The organism is Arthrobacter gandavensis, assembly GCF_015355785.1.
Lineage (GTDB): Bacteria > Actinomycetota > Actinomycetes > Actinomycetales > Micrococcaceae > Arthrobacter_B > Arthrobacter_B gandavensis_A.
This window is the reverse complement of the sequence record NZ_JADKYW010000005.1, coordinates 153864-170022: the sequence shown is the minus strand read 5'-3', so window position 1 is coordinate 170022 and position 16159 is coordinate 153864. Positions and strand designations below refer to the sequence as shown.

Sequence of the window (16159 nt, the reverse complement as noted above, 5' to 3'; positions counted from 1 at the left end):
GCATGAGCACCATCATCCTGCTCACCGTCACCGGCCTTGGCCTGGGGGCACTCTATTTCCTGGTCGCCTCGGGCCTGTCCCTGATCTACGGACTGATGGGCGTGCTGAACTTCGCCCACGGCTCCTTCCTGACCCTTGGCGCGTTCATCGGCTGGCAGGCGGCGCAGGCACTTGGCGCGGGCGGCTGGGGCGTCTTCCTGATATCGCTTGCCGTCGGCGCCGCCACCGGTGCCGTGTTCGCTGCGCTGACTGAGCGGATCCTCATTAGGCCGCTGTACCAGCGCCACATCGAGCAGGTGCTCGTGACCGTGGGCCTGTCCCTGGCCTCGGTGGCCCTGTTCGAGGGAATCTGGGGAACGGACCCGTCCTTCATCACCGGCCCGTCCTGGCTGAAGGAAACCACGGACATCTTCGGCGCCCGGATCCCCAACGACCGGTTCGTGGCAATCCTGGCCGCCGCGCTGGTCCTCGGCGGGCTGCTGCTGTTCCTGAAGAAGAGCCGGTACGGCATGATCATCCGGGCAGGCGTCGAAAACCGGTCCATGGTCACGGCCCTCGGCATCGATGTCCGCAAAGCCTTCACCCTGGTCTTCACGATCGGCGGGGCGGCAGCGGGCATGGGCGGCGTGCTGGCCAGCCACTACTTCGGCTATGTGTCACCCCTGCTGGGCGGTTCGCTGCTGATCTTCGCGTTCATCGTCACGGTAATCGGCGGCCTCGGGTCGCTCACCGGCGCAGCACTGGCCTCCGTAGCTGTAGGGATCCTGCAGCAGTTCGCAAACTTCTACTGGGGCGTGGGCGACTTCGTGGTGGTCCTGCTCCTCGCCGCGGTCCTGCTGGCCCGGCCCGCGGGACTGATGGGAAAGGCGGTAACGGCATGAGCGCGTCCCAGGTCCGGGAGGACACCAAGACCCCGCCTCCGGCGCAGCAGGCAGGCAAGGCACGACGACGACGGCGGCCGGCCGCCTGGGCAGCCGGCGCCGCCGGAGTGCTGGCGCTTGCCGTGCTGCCGCTGTTCAACCTCTCGCTGCCGGGACTGCTGCCCGGGCCCACCTACACACCGGGGTCCCTGCAGCTCATGGCGCTGTGCATGCTGATGGCGGCCGCAGCGCTGACCTACCACCTGCTGCTCGGTGTAGCCGGCATGCTGTCCTTCGGGCACGCACTGTACTTCGGTGCCGGCGTCTACGGCCTGGCGATCATCCTGGACCGCACCGGCCTGCCGCTGCTGCCGGCCATGGCGCTGACCCTCGTGGTGGTGATCGTGCTGGCCAACCTGACCGGCGCCGTCGCGCTCCGGGTCACCGGCATACCGTTTGCCATGGTGACCTTGGCGTTCGCCCAGGCTGGATCCGTCATGGTGCGGCGGAACCCGGAAGGCGCCACCGGCGGAGAAGAAGGACTGAGCCTCGCCACGGAGCACGTGCCGGCCTTCCTGGTAGGGGTAACGAATACCCGCAACCTATACTGGCTGGCGCTCGCCGCCCTCGTAGCGGTGTTCCTGGTGACGGCCTGGATCCAGCGCAGCCGTGCCGGTCACGTCGCAGCGGCCGTGCGGGAGAACGAAATGCGGGTCCGGGTGCTGGGCCTGCAGCCCTACCTGGCCAAGCTGCTGATCTTCGTCGTCGCAGGCACCCTGGCCGGAGTGGTCGGCATGACCTACCTGCTGCTGCAGTCCGGTGCGGTGCCGCGGGCGGTGTCCTCCGACTTCACGATCACCCTGCTGGTCATGGTGGTTCTGGGCGGTGTCGGCTCACGCTGGGGAGCCGTGCTGGGAGGGGTGGTCTACACCCTGCTGGACCAGCGACTCACAGCGCTCGCCAACTCCGACGCCATCGACGGGCTGCCGCGGATCCTGCAGATCCCGCTCTCCGAGCCCATGTTCATTCTCGGTACGCTGTTCATCCTGGTAGTGCTGTTCCTGCCGGGCGGACTGGCCGGGGCCGCAGCACGGCTGCGCAGCCGCGAAGCCACGCGCCGGCCACAGCAGATCCTGGAGGAAGCCGGATGAGTTCCCTGCACACCCTGGGCCGCTGGACGGCTGACCGCGCACTGGCCACCCCGGACCGCACGGCGATAGACGACCGCGGTGTATGCCTGAGTTACCGGGACCTGGAGGCCAGATCGACAGCCCTGGCCGGGGCGCTCAGGGACGCCGGCTACCGGCGGGGGGACCGCATCGCCACGGTCACCGGCAACAGCGCTGACCACGTGGTTGCCTTCTTCGCCTGCGCCAAGGCCGGGCTGGTCCTGGTTCCGCTGTCCTGGCGGCTCCCGGCACGTGAACTCGCCGGCCAGATCGCCCTCGCAGACCCGGCACTTCTGCTGGTGGAGGAGGAGTTCTCCGCCGTAGCGATGGAGGCAGCGGCCCGGCTGCCCGTACCGCCGCCGTCGGCCGCCCTGGGCCGCACCGGCGTTGAGTCCGGGCCGCCCGCTCCGCTGCGGCTGCTGGAGGAACCCGGCCGCAGCGGAGACACCGTCCTGGACGATGACCCGCTGCTCATGGTGTTCACCTCCGGCACCGAAGCGGAACCCAAAGCCGTGGTGCTCAGCCATGCGAACTGCTTCTGGACCAACCTCTCGCTTTCCCGTACTGCAGAGATCGGCAGCAGGGACGTGGTGCTGGCGGTCCTCCCGCAGTTCCACGCCGGAGGCTGGAACATCCAGCCGCTGCTGGCCTGGTGGACCGGTGCCACCGTGGTGCTTGAACGCACTTTCGACGCCGGCCGGGTACTGGCGCTGATCGAGGACCGGAAGGTCACCACCATGATGGGCGTTCCCGCGCATTACCTGATGCTCGCCTCCCATCCGCGCTTCGAACGCACGGACCTCTCCAGCCTGGGCCGCGCCGTCGTTGGCGGAGCGCCCATGCCGGCGCCGCTGCTGCGGACCTGGCATTCGCGCGGTGTCGCCCTGGCACAGGGCTACGGCCTCAGCGAAGCCGGTCCGAACGTGCTGTGCCTTCCGGAGGAGGAAGCCGGGGCCCGCGTCGGCATGGCAGGCAAGCCGTATCCGCACGTGGACGTCGCCGTCGCGGATCCGGCAACCGGGGAACACCTGGACGGTCCGTGCACGGGGGAGCTGCTGGTCTCCGGGCCCGGAGTCTTCTCCGGCTACTTCCGCAATCCGCAGGCCACGGCCGTCGCCCTGGCAGAAGGCTGGCTGCGCACCGGGGACCTGGTGGAGCGCGACGCCGGCGGGTACCTGCGGGTGATCGATCGACTCAAGGACATCTACATTTCCGGCGGGGAAAACGTCTCCCCGGCAGAAGTGGAAGCAGCCCTGCTGGAGCATCCGGCGGTGGCCGAGGCGGCCGTCGCCGGCGAACCGGACCCGCGCTGGGGCGAAACCGGCGTTGCCTACGTGGTGCGCCGTCCCGGCACGGCCCCGGACGCCCGGGACATCCTGGAGCATTGCGGGGTCCGGCTCGCCCGGTACAAGGTGCCCTCGCGCGTCGAATTCGTGGATACCCTGCCGCGTACCTCGCTGCACAAGGTAGCCCGCTCCCGGCTGCCCAGCGCCGGCAAGCTCCAACCCGCAACCCCCGACCGGCAGGACACCGCATGAGCACCACACCCAGGACAGCACGAGGTACCAGGACCCGGGCCCGGCTGCTCGAAGCCGCCGAACAGGTCTTCGCATCGGTGGGGTACCACGACGCTTCGATCGTCAAGATCACCGAACAGGCAGGGATCGGGCTGGGCACCTTCTACCTCTACTTCGAGGGCAAGCAGGCCATCTTCGACGAAGTGGTGGAGGACCTGAACCGCCGTGTCCGCCAGGCAATGACAGAGGCGGCGAAAGCCGGGGGAAACCGGATCGAGGCCGAACGCGCCGGATTCCGGGCCTTCTTCCGGTTCACGGCCGAACATCCGGCGCTCTACCGGATCATCAGGCAGGCGGAGTTCGTTTCCCCCGGCGCCCTGCGCATGCACTACACGCGGATCGTTCACGGCTACGTGGAGGGCCTCAAGGCAGCGCGCGACGCCGGGGAGATCCGCCCGATGGACGTGGACACGGTGGCGTGGGCACTCATGGGTATCGGCGAGATGCTCGGCATGCGCTGGGTGCTCTGGCACGCCGACCGGACCGGAGGCGGCCCGGCCCCCGAAATCCCGGAAGCGGAATTCGAGGAAATGATGCGGTTTATCGAACGAGGCATGGCGCCTGAGGCGCCGTCAGACGGAGGCGGAGCATGAGCACTGAAGCAGTTCTTTCGGCGGGCCTGGAGGGCAGGACGGCGCTGGTCACCGGGGGAGGCTCCGGAATCGGGGAGGCCTGCGCGCGAACCTTCGCGGCCCTGGGCGCAAAGGTCACCGTTGCGGACGTCAACAGGGAAGCGGCAGAGCGCGTGGCTGATGCCACCGGTGGAACGGCATGGGAGGTGGATCTCAGCGACACCAGGGCGCTCGAAGACCTGGCTCTGGACACCGACATCCTGGTCAACAACGCCGGCATCCAGCGAATCAACCCCATCCAGGACTTCGATCCCGAAACGTTCCGTCTGATCCACCGCCTGATGGTCGAATCGCCCTTCCTGCTGATCCGGGCGGCGCTGCCGGCGATGTATGAGCGCGGATTCGGCCGAATCATCAACATCTCTTCCGTTCACGGGCTGCGGGCCTCCGCTTTCAAGAGCGCCTACGTCAGCGCCAAGCATGCACTTGAAGGACTCAGCAAGGTCACTGCATTGGAGGGCGGCGAACACGGCGTCACGTCCAACTGCATCAACCCCGCCTATGTGCGCACCGCCCTGGTCGAGGCGCAGATCGCCGACCAGGCCCGGATCAACGCGATTCCCGAAGCGGAAGTGGTCGCGTCGATAATGCTCACGGAGTCTGCCGTGAAGCGGCTGGTGGAGCCGGAGGAAGTCGCGTCCCTGGCAGCCTGGCTCGCCGGACCGGGCGCGGGAATGGTCACCGGCGCGTCCTACACCATGGACGGCGGGTGGAGCGCGCGATGAGCACTTACACCACCGCCGCGGTTCCCGTTCGCGGCGGCACCCTGCACACGGGCATCTGGGGGCCGAACGACCCGGAAGCACCGGCAATCCTGGCCATCCACGGCGTCACTGCTTCGCACCGCACCTGGACCATGGTGGCTGACTCGCTGCCTGGCATGCGCGTGATCGCCCCGGACCTGCGCGGCCGGGGACGCAGCAACACCCTGCCGGGCCCGTACGGGATGCCGGTGCATGCCGATGACCTGGCCGCGGTGCTGACGGCACTGGCGGTGCCCCGCGCCGTCGTCGCCGGCCATTCAATGGGGGCGTTCGCGGCCCTGGTGCTGGCAAACCGCCACCCGCACCTGGTGGAGTCGCTGGTACTGGTCGACGGCGGCCTGCCGCTGGACGTGCCGGCCGGGCTAAGCGACGAGCAGGTCATCCAGGCCGTGCTGGGTCCCGCCGCCGAACGGCTGGAGCAGGTGTTCGGGTCCCTGGCGGACTACGAGCAGTTTTGGGCCCCGCACCCTGCGTTCGCCGGGCGTTGGAATGACCTGCTGCGGGACTATCTCGCTTATGACCTGCAGCCGCACGGCAGCGGGTTCCGCGCTGCCACTTCCGTCCAGGCGCTCACTGAGGACACCGCGGAGCTGCACCGCGGCACGGCCCTCCTCCAGGCGCTGAAGGAGCTGGACCATCCGGTACGGCTGCTCCGAGCCCCGCGCGGGCTCATGGACGAGGAACCCGGGCTGTATTCACCGGACTACATCAGTTCCTGGCAGGGAAAGCTGCCGCAGCTGCAGATCAGCGACGTACCCGGCACGAACCACTACACGGTTGTCATGGATGATCCCGGTGCCTCTGCCGTTGCGGCAGTGCTCGCCGGCGAGGTGGTGTCCCGGCGGCTGCCGGCAGGAGAGCCGCCGGCGGGCTGACCGGGCCGGCGGGCTGACCGGGGCCGGCGGGCTGACCGATTTTTCCGCCGTCGCCGGGGCGCAGGCTCCCGGCGACACACCACCTCCCGGTCTGCCCGGCAGCAGGATCCGCTGGCTATAGTCGAAAGGCCGGTTCCCTGCTCCCAAGGCCAAAGGCCCTTGCCGTACCGGCTGTTACGTAAGGGCATGAAACAGCAATGATCACTTTCGACAACGTCACCAAGGTCTACGACCGGAACTCCAGGCCTGCCCTGAGTTCGGTCAGCCTGGACGTGGACCGCGGAGAGTTCGTCTTTTTGGTGGGCGCCTCCGGGTCGGGCAAATCGACGCTTATCCGGCTGGTGCTCAAGGAAGAGCATGCGACGCGGGGAACCGTGTATGTGGCCGGCTCCAACGTAGCCAAGATTCCCAGCTGGCGCGTGCCGCGCCTGCGCCGCGGCATCGGCGTCGTGTTTCAGGACTTCCGCCTGCTGCCCAACAAGACCGTCTTTGCCAACGTTGCCTTCGCCATGCAGGTCATTGGCCGCTCGCGGGCCGTCATTCGAGACTCGGTTCCGGAGGTCCTGAAAACGGTTGGCCTGGAAGGCAAGGACAACCGGCTTCCGCACGAACTCTCCGGCGGCGAGCAGCAGCGCGTTGCCATCGCCCGTGCCATCGTGAACCGGCCCGGGATCCTGCTCGCTGATGAACCCACCGGCAACCTCGATCCCACTACATCACTGGGCATCATGAAGGTCCTGGACCGGATCAACCAGAACGGCACGACAGTCGTCATGGCAACGCACGACCACGACATCGTCAACGCGATGCGCAAGCGCGTCATCGAACTTCGCAACGGCAAGATTGTCCGTGACGAACGCGAGGGCATTTACCTGGCGACGGCGATGCAGCCGGTAGTGCCGGCGGCAGGTACGGATGCCGGCAGCGAGAAGGAGCCTGCGTCCGACGGCGCCGCATCGGCCGCCGCACCGGCCTCCACTCCCAGCCGCCCCGAGTCGGCAGGCACCTCCGAGGCCGCGAACCGGAACAGCGCGAAACAGAACAGCACGGCCGGATCGGAGATCTCCGAATGAGGATGGCTTTTGTCCTGGGCGAAATCGGCTCGGGGATTCGGCGCAACCTGTCCATGGTGGTATCCGTCATCCTGGTAACCTTCGTATCCCTCACCTTCGTGGGCGCCGCCGGTCTGCTGCAGCTGCAGATCAACCAGATGAAGGGCTACTGGTACGACCGCGTGCAGGTAGCGGTCTTCCTCTGCGTGGACAATGACGTTTCACCGTCCTGCGCCTCAGGCGCCGTCACTGACGAGCAGCGCGGGGCTATCGAGGCGAAACTGAACTCTGCGGAGTTCGAGCAGTACATCGACACCGTGCATTTCGAAGACCAGGAAACAGCCCTGGGCCATTTCCGGGAACAGTTCGCCAATTCTCCGATCGTTGACAGCGTTACCGCGGACCAGCTGCCGGAAACGTTCCGCGTTTCCCTGGTGGATCCGGAAAAGTACGAGGTCATCAATGAGGCGTTCTCCTCGATGCCGGGCGTGGAGTCAGTCAGTGACCAGCGTGAACTCCTGGAGAAGGTTTTCTCCTTCATGAACATTGCGTCGCTGGTGGCGCTGATCGTGGCCGTGCTGATGCTGGTGTGCGCCATCCTGCTGATCGCCACCACCATCCGCCTGTCCGCATTCAGCCGGCGCCGGGAAACCGGCATTATGCGCCTGGTTGGCGCTTCCAAGGCGGTGATCCAGCTGCCGTTTGTCCTCGAGGGCGTGATTGCGGCGCTGGTCGGTGCTGTCCTGGCTTCCGGTACCCTCTGGGCCGTCGCCCACTTCTTCATCGGCATGCTGGCCCGCCAATACCCGGCTACTGCCTTCATTTCCGCACGTGAGGTGCTACTTTTGAGCCCGGTGCTCCTGATTCTGGGTACATTACTGGCGGGGGTCTCCTCGCTGCTGACGCTTAGACGCTATATCAAGGTTTAGAGTGTGGGCTCTGGTCGAAATGAAAGCAGAAACGCTACATGTATGGTCTCGCCAATGAATGACAACCGTGGCTTCCAGCCGAGGGGCGCAGCAGTACCTGCTGCGCGGCTGGATGCTGCCCGGAAAACCGCCGCGGCAGGGGCAGCGATGCTCCTGGCAGTGGTACTTTCCCTCGCCGCCGTCCTCACTCCCGCCCGCGCTGATGAGCTGAACGACCGCAAGAATGCACTGGAGGCTGAGCAGCAGCGGGTCCAGGCAGAGTACGAGTACCTTGATGCGGATATTGCCGAGACCGTGGCCCGGCTGAACATCTACCAGAACGAAGAGCTGCCCGCCGCGCAGTCCGTGCTGGCTGATGCCGAAGGCAGGGTGACCACCGCCTCGGCCAAGGTCGGGGCGCTTACTGACCGGGTTGCCCTGGCACAGGAAAGCCGCAACAAGATTGCTGCCCAGATCCAGGAGGACCGCAGGGCCCTGGATGAAACCCAGAAAGTGATCGGGCAGATTGCCAGCCAGGCCTACAAAAGCGGGGGAGTGCCCTCCAGTCTCAGCCTGATGTTTGGGGCCAACGGTGCTGACAGCCTCACCGATTCAATGGGCATGGCCGGCCAGGCGCTGCGCGGACAGAATGCTGCGGTTGAACGCCTCTCCCAGCAGGCCGCGACCAACGTGAACTCCGAGGCGCGGCTTACCGCTGTTGAAGAGGAGATCTCCTCGCTCAAGGCGCAGGCCGAAGAGGCACTGCGTGCGGAGCAGGCGGCCCGCGATGAAGCGGCCGCGGAGAAGGAAAAAGTTGACGGTCTCATCGCCAGCGCAGAGGCGCTGAACGGTGAACTCGAAGCCAAGAAGCCCGTCGTCCAGGCGAAGCTCGCGTCCATCCAGTCCGAGCAGGCTGCCGTCCAGGCCGAAATCGCCGAACGCCAGCGCATCCTGCTCGAAGAGGCACGCCGCGCCGAGGAAGCCAGGATCGCCGAAGCGAACCGGCGCGCTGCAGCCGAAGCCGCACAAAACAACCAGCCTGCTCCACCTCCACAGACCGTCCAGCCAACCAACCCGTCAGCCTTCGGCCTGCGCTATCCTGTCAGCGCGCCCCTGACTTCGGGCTTCGGCTGGCGTGCAACGCCCGCAGGAACCATCGATTTCTCCGGAACCGGCGGGTACCTGCACTCCGGCATCGACTTCGGCGCCCAGTGCGGCACTCCGGTGTACGCGGCTGCAGCTGGAGAGGTCTGGCGCTCGGATACCGGCGGCGGAGAGATGATCGGGACCGGCAACAGGATCGTGCTGAACCACGGCGTGATCGGTACAAGCGCCCTGGCAACGAATTACTATCACCTGAGCAGCCGGACGGTTTCTGCAGGGCAGTGGGTCAACGCCGGGCAGCTGATCGGCTACGTGGGCACCACCGGCAACTCGACGGGCTGCCACCTGCACTTCGAGACTATGCTCAACGGGCAGCTGGTAAATCCCACGGGACTGCTCTAGGGCCTAGAATGGGTATTTCGCCTCCGCCCATCCGGCGGGAGCGAAACATGCCACTCGGAACAAGCAATGAAGGAGAGTTGAACCGTGCCCAAAGAAAGTGGCCGAAAAGTCGTGGCCACCAACCGCAAGGCCCGGCACAACTACGAGATCCTAGACACCTATGAGGCCGGGATGGTTCTGATGGGTACCGAGGTCAAGTCACTGCGTGAGGGCCGTGCGTCCCTGGTGGACGGGTTCGCAACGTTCTATAACGATGAACTGTGGCTTGAGGCTGTCTACATTCCCGAGTACCTGAACGGCAGCTGGACCAACCACTCCGCCCGCCGCCGGCGGAAGCTGCTGCTGCACCGCGAGCAGCTGGACAAGATCTCGCAGAAGATCCGCGAGTCAGGCTTCACGATCGTGCCTCTGCAGCTGTACTTCCTGGACGGACGTGCCAAGGTTGAAATCGCCGTCGCCCGTGGTAAGCGGGACTACGACAAGCGGCAGACCCTGCGGGAGAAACAGGATAACCGCGAGGCCCTGCGAGAGATGCGGGCCAAGAACCGGGGAGCGTAGTGAGCGGAACGTTCTGGGAGGCGCAGCCCGAGGAGGACGCCCCGGAACAGGCCCGGAAGCCGCTCTGGGCCTGGGTTGTCGCTGGAATCGACCTGCTGATTGTGGCTGCGGTTGTTCCAGTGGTCATCCTGGTCGTGGTGCCGTTCTTCGTAGTTTTCTACGTCTACCTGGCACAGCTGCTGGTGTGGGTTTCGCCTGTGCTGCTGGCTGCGAATGCCGTACTGTTCGGCTGGGCATTCCGCCGTAAGTACGCCGGCATGACTGCCTTGGCGATCCTTTCAGTGCTGTTCGTGCTGCTCTCAGTGCTGGTGCTCGTGCTCTGGGGTGCGCCGGTCACGGTGTTCGGCCTGACGTTCTAGCGCAGATGCGTTATAGTTAACGGTCCGGCCGGTTGCGGTGCGGACACATCAGTTTGGTAACTGAATACGGGGATGACAGGTTTCGACGATGTTAGTCGCGACAGGTGAAGCGGGCCGAGGATGCAGAGTTATCTCGTAAACGCTCTCTGCAAACCAATAAGTGCCGATTCTAAGCGCACTGACTTCGCTCTCGCTGCCTAAGCAGCGGGCATAGTCCGTCAGACCGGGAATGCTCTCGTCCCGTATCCTGGCGTCATTTAGAGGGCCACTGCTGAGTACTCTTGCCGTTGGAGTGCTCGGGACTTTTAGACGGCTGGGCCCGGATCAGCCACTTGTTCACATGATGGCTGGGGCCGAGAAAATCCGACGTGGACTGCGCCCGGAGAAGCCCTGACAACACGACATCGGACGGGGGTTCAATTCCCCCCATCTCCACGAACCACAAAGCACCTCGGCCTTCGGGCCGGGGTGCTTTTTGTGTTCCGGCTACGTTCGGTTGTGCCCGTCGGCACTGACGAGCCGAGCTATATGGAGCCGCATGTTTGGAATCCTTGACATTTAATGTCAAAGATTCCTAACATTGCAGCATGGTTCCTCGAAAGGCTGATTTTGCGAGTCCGGTGCGGGACCGCCGGAAGCAGAAGCGCCTGACGCAGGCCGAGCTGTCCGAACTGGTGGGAGTGAGCCGGCAGACGATTATCGCCGTCGAACAGGGCGATTATGCTCCGTCGGTTTATCTTGCCCTGAGGATAGCCCGGGCCCTGGACGGGACTGTCGAAGAACTGTTCATCGACGAGGCGGGAGACAGGAAATGACACGCAGGGTGAGTAGGCTCGACCGGGCCGCCGAGAAAATCATGGACTGGGAAAGCCCCGCCTACGGCGATGAACGCGAGCGCTCCGTTTTTATGGAGTCCAATGCATTCGGCTTGACCGTAGGACTATATTCAGGGCTTCTGGGAGCCGTCATCGCGGCAGGCTTTGGTCTTTTCCTGCTTCCAACAGCACTATTGGTGCTGACGGGCGTGGTTCCTTCCCTCGCTGCGGTTTGGTACGCCCGGCGGCACGGCGTGAATCCGCGGCAGCTCGCGGACAATGCCGGAGCCAGGTTCACGATGGTGGGCATCGTCGTCTTCGGAATTGGCATGGTCCTCGTGTTCGCGGCCATGGCTTATGCCGTGTTCACGGGACATCCGCTGATCAATCCGCTGCGGTTCACTCTGACGCCCGGGGAAGGGTTCGTTGGAGGCATGGCGCAGGGTGCCGTCGTCGGCGGCATGATTGGCGGTGCTGCCGCCGTAGCCGGTGGGATATCCGGCTACCGGCGTGCTAACGGCGGGAGGCCTGGTCGCAAAGGCTGACGGGCGTCAGCCCGGCCGGTTCCTTCCGGTGAGGCGCTGGACCGAACGCGTGAGAAATCATCTTTGGGCTCTGGACGACGAGCCGGCGGGGTGGAGCTGACGAACTTCGATACGTGCGCACCGCGGGCTCACATAGCGCGCTATGGGTATGCAGCTACGTCGTGTCCCCGTCGGATCGATCGGATGCGGATCACTTTTGCACTTTCGGCGGCGGGGCAGCGGCAACCAGATAGACCTCCGCGCATGCGTACCCCGACTCAAAAGGGCACTGCGGGCACCTGGCCTAGGAGGCTCCGTCGTCGTAATACTGGCTGGAGAGACCGTAATCAGGATCCAGCTCGGACCTGACCATACGGTGCTCCGGCGGGTTCTCACGGCAGCTGGACGTCAGCAGGATTTCCACCCACGCACGCTCGCTTTGGCTATAGGTAGCCGTGACCCCGATGTCGTCCTTGAGATACATGAGGACCCGCACGTCGCCGCCTTCTTCGGGCGGATAGGACACCTCGTTCTGGCGCTCCCAGCCTTCCTCGTCAAGCCACGCTCCTACGCGGTCCAAGACGGCGTTGGCTGTTTCGGTATCAGCTACGGGGCTCGATGCCTTGCCGAGCCATCTGGTCTCGAGCTGCTGTTCCTCAATTTCCGGGCGCAGGCAGGATTCCTCCCGCAGGTCCTCGACCTGGAGGCCGGCCCCGGCCCGCTCCACCAGAGCAGGCAGCAGCTCCTCGAACTCGGTGAGATAGTCCGGTGACTCCTGCGCAGCGCCAGAATCAGGGGGTGTTTCGGTGTTCAAGGCACAGCCTCCAAGGGATACAGCAAGGATCATGGCCCCGGCCATTGCGGCAGCCGAACGTCGTGGCGTCACTTCTCAAGACTCTCCGTGGTCACGGTCTGCAGCTTCATATTGGCGTAGTCTTCCGGTCGTTCTTCAATGGGACTCTCCGAATAGGCGTAGCCAAATCCGTAGTGGAACTCGTCTTCAACGTACAGGCTCACACGGTTTCCGTTGATCACCGACTGAATGTTGGCCGCGGAGGTTGAGCCCTCGGCAAAATAATCCGTGTGCCCGCGCATGAGGGAATCCGGTTTCTTTGGATCCACAAAACCGGATTCAAGCCGCACGGCACCCATCTGGGTATGAGGGTTGCCGCCGCTCCAGAACGACCCGCTGTGGAAGCCGCCGCCTCCTATCTGCGCCACTGAGATCGGATCGTCCCTGGTCTGAATCCAGTACCGGTTGGAGTTCGGGCTGGCTGTGTCGCCGGGACTGGACACTTCGTGTCCGGTGCCTGCCGGGGCGACATACAGGATGTTCGACGCCGTCAGTCCCTCCCGCTCTGCGGTCCCGAGCAGTGAGCCTCCGGCACTGTAGCCAATGTAGGTGCTGCGCGTATCCTGCGGAACTTCCAAGTCCAGGGCGTGGTCGAAAGCAGCAAGCAGGGGCCCGCCGTTCTCGTTGTAACTGGCAGTGAGGTTGTGGTGCAGCTCGTTGGGAAGATCGGTGCCCTGCCAGTAAAAGGAAACCTTCTGCGGCTCGGGTTTCCCCTCTACGGCATCGAGCCGATCCAGATAGCCTGCGAGTGAACCGAGGTCGGCGCCGGTGCCCGGAACAAGGACGGCACTCCTGGTGACGGTGTCCGAGGGCGTTCCCTGCATCGTGACGATGCGGCCGTCCCCTTCGGTGCTGACCATGACCACCTGGGTGCCTTGAGCAACCGCGTAATCCAGCCCCTTAAGCAGCCTTTGCAGGCTGTCCTGCTCGGCTTCCCAAGCCGTGTGGTCATGGTGCCACTGGGTCGCTGCGGCGCGGTCGTAGCCGTAGTCCGTGAGTTTCGGCTCCTCCAGCGTGGCGAGTTCCTGTTTGACCGCCTGCCGGGAACCGGCCACAGTGATGGTGTTCGCATGGACCCGGGAAGCAAACGGCACGCCGTTGAGGGACCCGAACACGGCAGGGTACAGCAGCAGGAGTTTCTCCCGGTCTGCCGCCGGCAGCTGCAGCCATGCGGTGCGGATGGCAGCAATCCCCTCGGGAGAGAGGCTGTCCTGCAGCAGGGTGGACATGGTTGCTTCCGGGCTTTCCTCGGGGAAGGGCCCGGTCAGCCTGTTTGCAGCCAGCAAGGCAGCGGCCTCCGGGTTCGCTGCGGTCCAGGCCTGCAGCTCGGCGGTGTCCAGGCCCCGCAGTGACTCGAAGAGCTGCGCGGAGGTTACCGCACCCAAGCGGTGATCGAGGGTGACAGTCAGGGCCGCCCAGTCCACTTCCGGCAGCACGGGTCCGCCGGATGGGGCCAGCATGGGGATTCCCTCTCCGGTGCCCCCGGATATCGCGGCCAGCCGGGCAGCAGTCTCCTGCTGGAGGCTATTCCACTTCTGGGTCAGGTCCCTGGCACGGGAATTGAAATCGTCCAGGGCACGCTGGGCAGAGGGATCGTCTTCAGCTGGGTCTGATGACGGCCGTTCAGCCTCCAGTGTGCGGTATTCGCTGCCCAAGATGCCGGCGGCTGCAGCGAAGTCCTGGATGATGCCGGCAGCTGTAACGAGAGCGGAACGCCAGGCAGCCATGGGAGCGGCGAGTGAATCCATGGCTGTATGCACCAGGTCCTGGGTTCCGGGCTCCCGGTACGCCGGAATCACCCGGTTCCAGGCATTCGCGGCATCGGTTAGGTAGCTCTCCGCTACCCGGGCCCGCACCCGCAGGTCTTCGGCGGCCGTATCGAGGCTGGTCCAGTTCCCGCTGATATCGGGGAGAGCGGCGCCGGGCATCATTGCTCCAGGAAACGCAGTCTGCCCGTCTGCGGAGGGGACACCGGGGAGTACTCGGTGGGCAGCTTCGTGAGCGCTGACTGCGCGGCAGCACTCATTTGCCCATCGGCCTCCACGAATGCCGCAGCTGCGTCCGCCAAAGCCGTGGTTTTGCGGAAGACCAGGCTGGAGATGTTCCGGGCGACGTCCCGCCGAGGCTCCCAGAACCGGGAAAACGCCCCGGCGACAACCTCGGCTGAGCCAAAACTGCCGGCGAGCTGGTCAGCACTGGTCCCCGCATCCGTTCCGGCGGCAAGCAGGGCCTGGCCATCCGCGGCGATATCTACGATGGCAGCGTGGATGACACCCGGCTGGATCTCGTACTGCATGTTCCCCCTGGAGATGATCGACATCATCGTTATTGCAGACTCTGCTACATCTTCCGGCCAGAGTCGATGGGCAGAACTACCCATGTCTAACCCGTCCGGGCCCCCGGGGCGCCTGCCGATTCCTGCCGAACGGACGCCTTGGGTGCCGTCCGGCCCAGCTCCCTGGCTCCGGCCCCGGCCAGCCCTTGGTAAGCTTGCAGGAAGCCCTCCGCCCGCCGCGCTGCCCACGCAGTATCCGGTTTCCGGCGCGGAGCGCCCCTTTCCACCGCACCCACCACTGACCTGCTGCTCCGAACTTTGCGCGCCTTATGCGAACCCGGAGCACTGTGATGTGCCCCCACGCCCCGCGGCGGGAAGACACGCAATACCGTAGGAGAAGCGCCACCCCATGCAGTCCGCCCCCGCTGAAACGTTTGCAGAAACCTCCGTTGAGACCCGCACGGAAAGCCCCGCAGGAACACCCGCTGACTCAAGCATCCCTTCCCTGTTCGAGCGCCGCTATGAACCAAATGTCGCAGAAGTGAACCAGCTGTGCGACACCCTGGCCGACTTCAAGCCCGGCAGCGAAGTTCCGTACGCCGACCCGCAGCATGACGTGGACGAAGCCCGGATTGTCAGCCTGTTCTCGAACAATGGTCCTGCGCACCCGTCAGGCTTCATCACCGCAGGCAGTGATGAGGCGATCACCCGCCTCCTGGGCGTTCACTGGCAGGTGGGACTGCAGCCGAAATACGTGATGCCGTGGAACGTCCACCCCTGGTACACCCCGGGAGAGCCCCACACGAAGCTCACGAAGGAAGAAGTCGCGGAGGGCCTGAAGCCGCTGCTGCGTTTCCTGGCGCTCGTGCCGCGTGCGTCGGTGATCGTTGCGCACGGTACAGAGGCCCAGCGGCTGGCCGCTGCTTTCCTGAAGACTGAAAACCGGATGATCTACCGGCGCAGCCTGAAGGTCTACAAGGCACGTTCGGCGGAGGGCCGTTCCTTCGGTGCCACCGAGGAACGCCAGCAGGAATCACTGGCTGAAATGCGGATTGTCTATAAGGACGCGATGGCCCGCACCGGCCTGGCCGCGACCGGCCGCTAAAAACCGAAAGCCTAGTTCGATCCGTCCACCGGAACATCGACGATTCCGGTGAAGCGGGAGCCAACACCCTCATATTCACTGCGGACGCTGCCTGCGGGCACCTCCGGCAGCTCCTCGGCACTGTGGCCGCCGCAGGCGACGAAGCTGAAGTCCGGCCACCACTTCTTGGGGCGGGCCGTTTCACGGGAGCCGCAGACCGTGCACTCCAGCTGGACCCAGACGGGCCGCTTGCCCGTACGGTTGGCCCGCGATTGTGCCAGCCAGGCCGGGGGATTGGCGTCGAGTTCATTCAGCTCGGCCTGTTCCAGCCGCGCCGGGATTCCGTGC

18 protein-coding genes and 1 other RNA gene are annotated in these 16159 nt (G+C 65.2%); 15 read left to right on the top strand and 4 right to left on the bottom strand.

The genetic code is table 11. From position 1 onward, the window contains the following. Positions 1 to 2: 2 nt before the first annotated feature. The 14 genes from ITX31_RS05865 to ITX31_RS05800 all read left to right on the top strand — a co-directional run bounded on the left by ITX31_RS05865 (position 3) and on the right by ITX31_RS05800 (position 11620). Positions 3 to 881, top strand: coding sequence for a branched-chain amino acid ABC transporter permease (locus tag ITX31_RS05865; RefSeq protein ID WP_194782551.1), 879 nt, complete (start codon positions 3 to 5; stop codon positions 879 to 881). Continuing rightward, positions 878 to 2011, top strand: coding sequence for a branched-chain amino acid ABC transporter permease (locus ITX31_RS05860; RefSeq protein WP_194782550.1), 1134 nt, complete (start codon positions 878 to 880; stop codon positions 2009 to 2011). Before ITX31_RS05865 ends, ITX31_RS05860 begins: the two co-directional genes overlap by 4 nt. Then, positions 2008 to 3567, top strand: a complete 1560-nt coding sequence (locus ITX31_RS05855) for a class I adenylate-forming enzyme family protein (protein ID WP_194782549.1) — start codon at positions 2008 to 2010, stop codon at positions 3565 to 3567. Before ITX31_RS05860 ends, ITX31_RS05855 begins: the two co-directional genes overlap by 4 nt. Continuing rightward, positions 3564 to 4199 (top strand): TetR/AcrR family transcriptional regulator, encoded by a 636-nt coding sequence (locus tag ITX31_RS05850; RefSeq protein WP_194782548.1) that lies wholly within the window; start codon positions 3564 to 3566, stop codon positions 4197 to 4199. The genes ITX31_RS05855 and ITX31_RS05850 overlap by 4 nt, the downstream gene beginning before the upstream one ends. Next, positions 4196 to 4963, top strand: a complete 768-nt coding sequence (locus ITX31_RS05845) for a 3-hydroxybutyrate dehydrogenase (RefSeq protein ID WP_194782547.1) — start codon at positions 4196 to 4198, stop codon at positions 4961 to 4963. The genes ITX31_RS05850 and ITX31_RS05845 overlap by 4 nt, the downstream gene beginning before the upstream one ends. Next, the gene (locus tag ITX31_RS05840) at positions 4960 to 5877 is read left to right on the top strand and encodes an alpha/beta hydrolase (RefSeq protein ID WP_194782546.1); all 918 of its coding nucleotides are present in this window, start codon (positions 4960 to 4962) and stop codon (positions 5875 to 5877) included. The genes ITX31_RS05845 and ITX31_RS05840 overlap by 4 nt, the downstream gene beginning before the upstream one ends. Before the next feature lie 197 nt (positions 5878 to 6074). Continuing rightward, positions 6075 to 6950, top strand: coding sequence for a cell division ATP-binding protein FtsE (gene ftsE / locus ITX31_RS05835; RefSeq protein WP_194782545.1), 876 nt, complete (start codon positions 6075 to 6077; stop codon positions 6948 to 6950). Continuing rightward, complete coding sequence (gene ftsX, locus ITX31_RS05830; RefSeq protein ID WP_194782544.1) at positions 6947 to 7858, top strand: permease-like cell division protein FtsX; 912 nt, start codon at positions 6947 to 6949, stop codon at positions 7856 to 7858. Before ftsE ends, ftsX begins: the two co-directional genes overlap by 4 nt. Before the next feature lie 54 nt (positions 7859 to 7912). Continuing rightward, positions 7913 to 9343 carry a peptidoglycan DD-metalloendopeptidase family protein gene (locus ITX31_RS16055; protein ID WP_323745593.1) on the top strand — a complete coding sequence of 477 codons (1431 nt, stop codon included), beginning with the start codon at positions 7913 to 7915 and terminating at the stop codon, positions 9341 to 9343. Positions 9344 to 9427: 84 nt separating this feature from the next. After that, entirely contained in the window at positions 9428 to 9901 is a 474-nt protein-coding gene (smpB, locus tag ITX31_RS05820; RefSeq protein WP_091603310.1) for an SsrA-binding protein SmpB, read from the top strand. Further along, positions 9901 to 10260: a hypothetical protein gene (locus tag ITX31_RS05815; RefSeq protein WP_194782543.1), complete on the top strand. Its 360-nt coding sequence runs from the start codon at positions 9901 to 9903 to the stop codon at positions 10258 to 10260. The genes smpB and ITX31_RS05815 overlap by 1 nt, the downstream gene beginning before the upstream one ends. Before the next feature lie 68 nt (positions 10261 to 10328). Further along, positions 10329 to 10698, top strand: a transfer-messenger RNA (tmRNA) gene (gene ssrA / locus ITX31_RS05810). Positions 10699 to 10847: 149 nt separating this feature from the next. Then, positions 10848 to 11075: a helix-turn-helix transcriptional regulator gene (locus ITX31_RS05805; protein WP_194782542.1), complete on the top strand. Its 228-nt coding sequence runs from the start codon at positions 10848 to 10850 to the stop codon at positions 11073 to 11075. An 8-nt stretch (positions 11076 to 11083) separates the two neighbouring features. Continuing rightward, positions 11084 to 11620, top strand: a complete 537-nt coding sequence (locus ITX31_RS05800; RefSeq protein ID WP_228529086.1) for a hypothetical protein — start codon at positions 11084 to 11086, stop codon at positions 11618 to 11620. A 283-nt stretch (positions 11621 to 11903) separates the two neighbouring features. On the opposite strand, the gene ITX31_RS05795 is transcribed toward ITX31_RS05800, so the two are convergent. Genes ITX31_RS05795 through ITX31_RS05785 form a run of 3 tightly spaced genes read right to left on the bottom strand, consistent with a single transcriptional unit; the run spans position 11904 to position 14748 of the window. Next, positions 11904 to 12485, bottom strand: coding sequence for a hypothetical protein (locus tag ITX31_RS05795; protein ID WP_194782540.1), 582 nt, complete (start codon positions 12483 to 12485; stop codon positions 11904 to 11906). Continuing rightward, positions 12482 to 14383 (bottom strand): hypothetical protein, encoded by a 1902-nt coding sequence (locus ITX31_RS05790; protein ID WP_228529085.1) that lies wholly within the window; start codon positions 14381 to 14383, stop codon positions 12482 to 12484. The genes ITX31_RS05795 and ITX31_RS05790 overlap by 4 nt, the downstream gene beginning before the upstream one ends. Next, the gene (locus ITX31_RS05785) at positions 14380 to 14748 is read right to left on the bottom strand and encodes a DUF6507 family protein (RefSeq protein WP_194782538.1); all 369 of its coding nucleotides are present in this window, start codon (positions 14746 to 14748) and stop codon (positions 14380 to 14382) included. The genes ITX31_RS05790 and ITX31_RS05785 overlap by 4 nt, the downstream gene beginning before the upstream one ends. A 388-nt stretch (positions 14749 to 15136) precedes the next feature. On the opposite strand from ITX31_RS05785, the gene ITX31_RS05780 reads away from it, so the two are divergent. Continuing rightward, positions 15137 to 15832, top strand: a complete 696-nt coding sequence (locus tag ITX31_RS05780; protein ID WP_228529084.1) for a uracil-DNA glycosylase — start codon at positions 15137 to 15139, stop codon at positions 15830 to 15832. An 11-nt stretch (positions 15833 to 15843) separates the two neighbouring features. Here the strand turns inward: ITX31_RS05780 and ITX31_RS05775 are convergent. Further along, positions 15844 to 16159 (bottom strand): hypothetical protein (locus ITX31_RS05775; protein ID WP_194782537.1); only part of this gene is annotated, 316 nt, incomplete at its 5' end.